General features: G+C 59.4%; 6 protein-coding genes. 3 read left to right on the forward strand and 3 right to left on the reverse strand.

Annotated features, from left to right (window positions below; genetic code table 11):
* The first annotated feature begins 23 nt into the window (after positions 1-23).
* A complete protein-coding gene (gene mprF / locus AC27VU_RS24300; protein WP_003222293.1) occupies positions 24-2,663 on the forward strand; it encodes a bifunctional lysylphosphatidylglycerol flippase/synthetase MprF in 2,640 nt (879 codons plus the stop codon).
* On the forward strand, positions 2,663-3,955 hold the full coding sequence (locus tag AC27VU_RS24305; protein WP_003222292.1) for a virulence factor family protein: 1,293 nt from the start codon (positions 2,663-2,665) through the stop codon (positions 3,953-3,955). The genes mprF and AC27VU_RS24305 overlap by 1 nt, the downstream gene beginning before the upstream one ends.
* Positions 3,956-4,061: 106 nt before the next feature.
* On the opposite strand, the gene AC27VU_RS24310 is transcribed toward AC27VU_RS24305, so the two are convergent.
* Genes AC27VU_RS24310 through AC27VU_RS24320 form a run of 3 tightly spaced genes read right to left on the reverse strand, consistent with a single transcriptional unit; the run spans position 4,062 to position 6,197 of the window.
* Positions 4,062-4,733, reverse strand: a complete 672-nt coding sequence (locus AC27VU_RS24310; protein WP_338800959.1) for a PP2C family protein-serine/threonine phosphatase — start codon at positions 4,731-4,733, stop codon at positions 4,062-4,064.
* Complete coding sequence (locus tag AC27VU_RS24315; protein ID WP_003222287.1) at positions 4,730-5,428, reverse strand: hypothetical protein; 699 nt, start codon at positions 5,426-5,428, stop codon at positions 4,730-4,732. The genes AC27VU_RS24310 and AC27VU_RS24315 overlap by 4 nt, the downstream gene beginning before the upstream one ends.
* Before the next feature lies 1 nt (position 5,429).
* Positions 5,430-6,197, reverse strand: a complete 768-nt coding sequence (locus AC27VU_RS24320) for a MarR family transcriptional regulator (protein WP_488725067.1) — start codon at positions 6,195-6,197, stop codon at positions 5,430-5,432.
* A gap of 501 nt (positions 6,198-6,698) precedes the next feature.
* Here AC27VU_RS24320 and AC27VU_RS24325 point away from each other — a divergent pair.
* Positions 6,699-7,025, forward strand: a complete 327-nt coding sequence (locus tag AC27VU_RS24325) for a DUF3077 domain-containing protein (protein WP_473018961.1) — start codon at positions 6,699-6,701, stop codon at positions 7,023-7,025.
* The last annotated feature ends 136 nt before the right edge of the window (positions 7,026-7,161 follow it).

Below are 7,161 nucleotides of genomic sequence, written 5' to 3' on the forward strand. Positions count from 1 at the left end.
GCGCACAATCCAAGAGGTGATTGATGCGCGCCAACTCGTCTGATCCACAAGACACCGTCACAGCAGACCATCCGATCAAGCCCGAGCGCCTGCGCTTGCTGGATCGTTTGAGCAAATACCGCCAGCCTATCGGTCTGGCGGTCACGTTGCTGTTGTTTGCCATTGCGCTGATTGCCTGTCGCCATCTGCTGAGCGAACTCGATCTCTACGCGCTCCATGACTCGATCCTGGCCGTGCCGAAACCTGCTCTGCTCGGGGCATTGGGTGCGACGGTGATCGGCTTCATTATATTGCTGGGCTATGAATGGTCAGCGAGCCGCTATGCCGGCGTGACGCTGCCACCGCGCACGCTGGCGCTGGGCGGCTTCACTGCGTTTGCAATTGGCAACGCCATCGGCCTGTCGCTGCTGTCCGGCGGCTCGGTGCGCTACCGTTTATATGCACGCCATGGCTTGGGGGCATCAGAAGTCGCCCACATGACGCTGTTCGCCAGCCTGTCGCTGGGCTGCGCCCTGCCACCGCTGGCGGCTCTCGCAACCCTCAGCGACCTGCCTTCCGCTTCCGCCGCCTTGGGCCTGTCAGAGGGCCTGCTCGGCACGATTGCCATGGTGGTGCTGGGTCTGGGCGCGATTCTGGCGATCGGCATCTACCGCCGGCGCCTGCCGGAGCAACCGTACCGCGATAACCTGCTGGTCAGGGCCGGGCGCCGGACGCTGCGCCTGCCGGGCCGCCGACTGACCTTCCTGCAACTGATCATCACCGCCCTCGACGTCGCCGCAGCAGCCACCGTGCTTTACCTGCTGCTGCCGGAAGCCCCGCCATTCGGCGCCTTCCTGCTGGTGTACCTGCTGGCCCTGGCCGCCGGCGTGCTCAGCCATGTGCCCGGGGGTGTCGGGGTCTTCGAGGCTATCCTGCTCGCCGCGTTCGCCGACACACTTGGTGCCGCGCCACTGGCCGCCGCCCTGCTGCTCTACCGCCTGATCTATGTCGTGCTGCCGCTGCTGGTGGCCTGCCTGTTCTTGCTGATCAACGAAGGCCAGCGCCTGTTTCAGACCCAGACCATGCGCGCAGCGTCCGGTCTGGCGGCGCCCATTCTGGCGGTGCTGGTGTTCCTGTCTGGCGTGGTGTTGCTGTTTTCCGGCGCTACCCCGGAGATCGACACCCGTCTCGAACACATCGGCTTTCTGATCCCGCATCGTCTGGTCGACGCCTCGCACTTCGGCGCCAGTCTGATCGGCGTGCTGTGCCTGTTGCTCGCCCAGGGCCTGCGTCGTCGGCTGTCTGCCGCGTGGATGCTGACCACCATTCTGTTGCTGGTCGGCGCCCTGCTCTCGCTGCTCAAAGGCTTCGACTGGGAAGAAGCCACGCTGATGACACTCACCGCTGCGTTGCTGGGGGTGTTCCGCCGTTCCTTCTATCGTCCGAGCCGCCTGACCGAGCTACCGTTCTCGCCGCTGTATCTGGTGGCCAGCCTCTGCGTGCTGGGGGCTTCGACCTGGCTGCTGCTGTTCGCCTATCAGGACGTGCCTTACAGCCATCAACTGTGGTGGCAGTTCACCCTCGACGCTGACGCGCCGCGTGGCCTGCGCTCGCTGCTCGGTGCTGCCGTACTGTTGCTGGTGATCGCCCTGACCTGGCTGCTGCGCACCGCGCGCCCGGTGATTCACCTCCCGACACCGGATGAACTGGAACGCGCCTCGAAGATCCTCATGGCCTCGTCGCAACCCGATGGCGGCCTGGCACTGACCGGTGACAAGGCACTGCTGTTTCACCCCAACGACGAGGCGTTCCTGATGTACGCCCGCCGTGGCCGCAGCCTCGTGGCGCTGTACGACCCGATCGGCCCCGGCCAGCAGCGTGCCGAAATGATCTGGCAGTTCCGCGACCTGTGCGACATCCATCACACCCGTCCGGTGTTCTATCAGGTACGTGCCGAGAACCTGCCGTACTACATGGACATCGGCCTGACCGCGATCAAGCTCGGCGAAGAAGCCCGGGTCGATCTGCATCGCTTTGACCTGGAAGCCAAGGGCAAAGAGATGAAGGACCTGCGCTACACCTGGAACCGTGGGACCCGCGACGGCCTGTCGCTGGAAATCCACGAGCCGGGCCAGGCGCCGATGGACGAGTTGAAAGTGATTTCCGATGCGTGGCTGACCGGCAAGAACGTGCGCGAGAAAGGTTTCTCCCTCGGTCGGTTCAGCGACGATTACCTGAAGCATTTCCGCATTGCGGTGATTCGCTTCGAAGGCCGCCCGGTGGCGTTCGCCAACCTGCTCGAGACTTACAGCCATGACCTGGCCAGTCTCGATCTGATGCGCTCGCACCCGGACGCCCCCAAGCTGACCATGGAATTCCTGATGGTCGGTTTGATTCAACACTATAAGAGTCACGGATACGCGCGCTTCAGCCTGGGCATGGTGCCGTTGTCGGGGTTGCAACCCCGGCGTGGTGCACCGCTGACCCAGCGTCTGGGCTCGATGGTCTTCCGCCGTGGTGAGCAGCTGTACAACTTCCAAGGCTTGCGCCGCTTCAAAGACAAGTTCCAGCCTGACTGGGAACCCCGTTATATGGCAGTGCCCGCCGGACTCGATCCGCTGGTGGCGCTGGCCGATACTGCTGCCCTGATCGCGGGCGGCTTGACTGGATTGGTGAAACGCTGATGATTCAACGCTCCCTGAAGTACATCCTGGCCGCACTGATCGTGCTGGCCGTGATTGCCGGCGGCGGTTACTGGTACCTCAAACGCCCGGCACCGCAACCGACTCTGCAACCGCTGACTGCCGCCGACGGCACGGTCATGACCCGCGTCGTTCCCGGCACCCAGCCCAAGGCTCAGGTTCTGGTAGCGGTCAATGACGACCAGAAGCTGACCGACAACCAACTGAGCACCCTGAGCCGCAGCGCCTCGGCGCAAATCGTTCAGGTGATTCTGCCCAAGGACTGCCTGCAACAGAGCCGCGCGCTGCAAACCGGCCTGCGCGAACTGAATGGCCCGGCCACGCTGGTCAGCGGTATCGGCCCGGGCGCCGTACTGGCCTGGCGCTGGTTGTCCGAGCAGAAGGACGACAAGGCCCAGGCCATCTCGGTTGACCTGGCCCTGGAAAAACCCGGCTGCACCCACCTGCTGCCGAAATCTGCGGCCCACGGCCATTGGCTGGTGGCATGGAACGACAACCCGGACGACACCAGCGCCGGTTTCGTGCGCGATCAACCGAACGCCGAAACCAGCATCAGCGACTACGACATCAATCTGCCGCAAGTGCTGAACAACGAGCTGCGCAAGATCCTCGTCGGCGGCGACAAGGCCAACGGCGGTCTGGCGATTCCGGTGGTTGAAGTGCCGGCCGGTCAGGCCAAGGACACCGTGACCCTGTTCCTTTCCGGTGATGGCGGCTGGCGCGACCTCGACCGCGATGTGGCCGGCGAGATGGCCAAGATTGGCTACCCGGTGGTCGGCATCGACACCCTGCGCTACTACTGGCAGCACAAGAGCCCGGAGCAAAGCGCCCTGGACCTGACCGAACTGATGCAGCACTACCGTCAGAAATGGGGCACCAAGCGCTTCATCCTGACCGGTTATTCGTTCGGTGCCGACGTCCTGCCGGCGATCTACAACCGCCTGCCGGACACCGAGCAGCAACGCGTCGACGCCATCATCCTGCTGGCCTTCGCCCGTACCGGCAGCTTCGAAATCGAAGTCGAAGGCTGGCTCGGCAACGCCGGCAAAGAAGCCGCCACCGGCCCGGAAATGGCCAAGCTGCCAGCGGCCAAAGTAGTGTGCATCTACGGCGCCGAAGAAACCGACGAAAGCGGCTGCACCGACAAGACGGCAGTCGGCGAAGCGGTGAAACTGCCCGGCGGCCACCACTTCGACGAGAACTACCCGGCGCTGGCCAAGCGTCTGGTGGACCTGATCGAGAAGCGTCAGAGCAAGGATCAGCCGACAGAGTGATCTGAAGCGCTCCAACGAAAAGCCCCCGCAACCTCACGGTTGCGGGGGCTTTTTTACGCAAACTTGCAGCACTTCCTGCCAGTCGAAACTTCTATCGATACCGAGACTAAAGCTGAACATCTATCCACGTGATGTCATCTTCTACATCGATACAGCTGCCATCCGGCGCTGCTAGCAAGTAGCTTTGCTGTAACTCGGTTAGCTCCGCCCAAAAGCCATCGGTTGCAAATACCAGTCGTTCTCTTAGGGTCAATGAATGAAACACAAAGTCAGGGTTCGGTGCGCGACTCGCCTTCAAGCATCGAGTCACCCGGTTTCGAGCCGGATCTTGCGCCAGCTCGGAGTGGGAACGGTCGCGCCTCCAGTTAGCCTTACAGTGGGGCGACGTAATCCATTCGATCGCTCCTGCTGGCGTCACAACACCGCACGAACAATCACCCTCATACGCAAGCGTGAGTTTCCCATGAGCAGCGACACCCACCACATAACAAGTGGCGCCTGTGTGACTTGCAAACAAAACGGGGTGGAGGTCGGCCAGTATAGAAAGCAGTACCTGTTCAACAGCTTCGCACTCAGGAATATCGAGGCCGTGATCAAAGTGTTTTGACCAGACCTCTAAAACATCTTTCACAAAGGACTCAGCCAACTGGCCACTGCCAACCCTCGATGTACCGTCCGTGATAACAAATACGCCGTTTTCTCCATCACAGAGCGCTCCAGCAAAGTCATGGTTGGTTCTCCTGGCTCGCCCTGCTACCGATCTGACGTGGTATTTCATGCGCTGCCCAGTTCTTTCATGCGCCCATGAATGATTTGCCCTCTTCCCGGATTGGCCTGTACCGAGCCCGAGCTTTCAATCACATAGTCAATGCCACTGAGAACCCTGAGTGCTCGAACTCCATTCGTGATGAATTCTTTGAGCTCGGATTCCGCCTGCCGAACCTCTTCTAAAAGCTCTGGACGTCCATCAATCAAGATAATGATGTCTTCGACGTCTTTATGGTATGGATCGCCACCGCCACGACCACTGAAGGCTTCCAGTTTTGTCGCGAGAAAATAGGTCGGTTTGAATATCTGGATGACGGTACCACTGGGCAACGTAAATTTATTGGCCCGCGCCAGCCCCTCTACAAACCAGCGGTTGGCATATCCGAGAACCTCGGGATCAGAAGGCATCACGTCAACGACGATGTCGTTGAAGCGGAAACGACAGTTCACTTCATCCTCGCCAGTAATCTTGAAATTCCTGGCCGCCAACCGTTCGGTAAGCTGCTGCCAGGCGCCAATGCCTGCTAGCTCGATCACCAGGTCAACATCATCGGTGAAGCGAATGTCGTCCAGCACAACAGCATCAGTTACCAGCATGGCTGTGGTGCAACCTCCGACAAAGGCAACCTCCGCGAGAAACGCCTCTCCCAAACCCTCAGCAACAAACTCTATAAGCTCGTAGTTGTGATCAGCGTTGGATGACATGTTATTTCAGTCCCATCCCTGCTTTTAGAATGTCGACCGCAACACCACACTCTCGCGGACCTCCAAGGCGGATTGCATCAGCAAGCGCAAGATAGTGGTAAAGGGTCCTGTCCCGCTTCACCGCTTCCGGCACTGTCTTGTAGAGCGGCTCTATCGCCTGTCCACGCTCCGCTCCAAGTGCATCTGGCCAAACCGGAATCAGTCCGCCAGCACTTTTGATGCTTTTGGACAGTGCCGGTGCTGCAAAACCCGTCGGGATGCCGCGAACCATTGCCCCGGGCTTTACAGGGAAAAAGTATTTCAGAGCGTGCTCGGTGATGTTTAGCAACTGCCGCCGGTTAACTTTTGGAAGTCCGGTGTCATAGTCATTGGTGAGCAGCCCGGACACACGACACCTGGCGATGGAATTTGAAACTTCGCTCTTGCTTAGCCCAAGTGAAGCAGACAACGCACGCAACGAGTAACCTTCACTCCAGCTCGCCAGTGGCGGAACAGCTACCGGCTCCGACCACCCTTCCCACCCCGCCTCATCGTCCAAGGGCGAATCGAAATCCTGTCGGCGGAATATAGTATCTTCACCGTCGGTGGAGTAGGTGACCAATGGTTGCCCCACCCGACCGCCCGCCGTCATTTGACTGACCACGTAGGGCTTCAACAACTCCTCGACTCTGTTCGAATTTGACTCCGACTCCATTACCCCAAGGAGGTTTTCCTCCTGAGCGTGAAGGCTGGTCATCTTGAACAAAAGCAAAATGTCTTGACTCTTCATGAAGCTTAAAACTCCACTCGTCCACATTCCATAAAACGTGGACACTTGTCTCATTCAAAATATCCGATCGTCAAGCCCTTTATTCGGCCCCCTCCTGTGGCGCCAACTCGAGAATCCACCGCCCCCGAGATTGCTCGCCACCTTAATTCCGGTTACCGGTGTCGCAATATCAGATGACGTCCGCATACCTTGTAGGCAAACTCCTAATCTCGTGTTTGGGCACTTTGCCGCTCTGTTGCGCTGTTTTTCGACGGGATACTCTCCAGAGGTCGCTGACCAATTCAGTGATCGGGTGTGGTAACCCGGCTAAGCAAAGTGCAACAACGCTCCCAACACGACTCAGGTGTTTTTACGTCTGCAATTCCGAGTCATGGCGGCTGTGCGTGGGAGACCTTCGGGTCTGCCGGTTTCTTTGCTCTCCCGGTTTACCACCCTGCGTACAGCTGCCACCCATTCGTGTGGTAACGAATGCGGCAGCTCCTCGTTTTATGGAGCGAAACAATGAGCAAACAAAGTCCTTCATCACCTTCGGACCTCACAACCGTCGGCTTTACCTCTTTCCTCTACAACTCGGATCTGGCGCTATTCAACGTCCGCTCCGGTGTCCCCGTCATTGATGCACTGTCGCAAGCTTCCGATCTGCTATTCCTCGCCAAATCCTTCGCTGAGGACGCTGCCTTCATCAAAGACACCGACCGCCATGCCTGGTCTGCGCATTACCTGACGGTGATGGGCAAAGCCTTGATTGATGACGTGATCCAAGCGCTGATGCCGCGACCTGCGCGGACGAAGACCGAATCTGAAGAAGAATTGCCTGAAAGCCACTGACACCACAGAATCCTTGTGGGAGCGAGCTTGCTCGCGAATGCGGTGGATCAGCCACCACATGTCTCGACTGACACTCGGCCTTCGCGAGCAAGCTCGCTCCCACAGGGGATTTGCAGTGGGTTAGAGGTTTATGTGA

It is taken from the genome of Pseudomonas sp. 14P5.3.2, assembly GCF_057799175.1.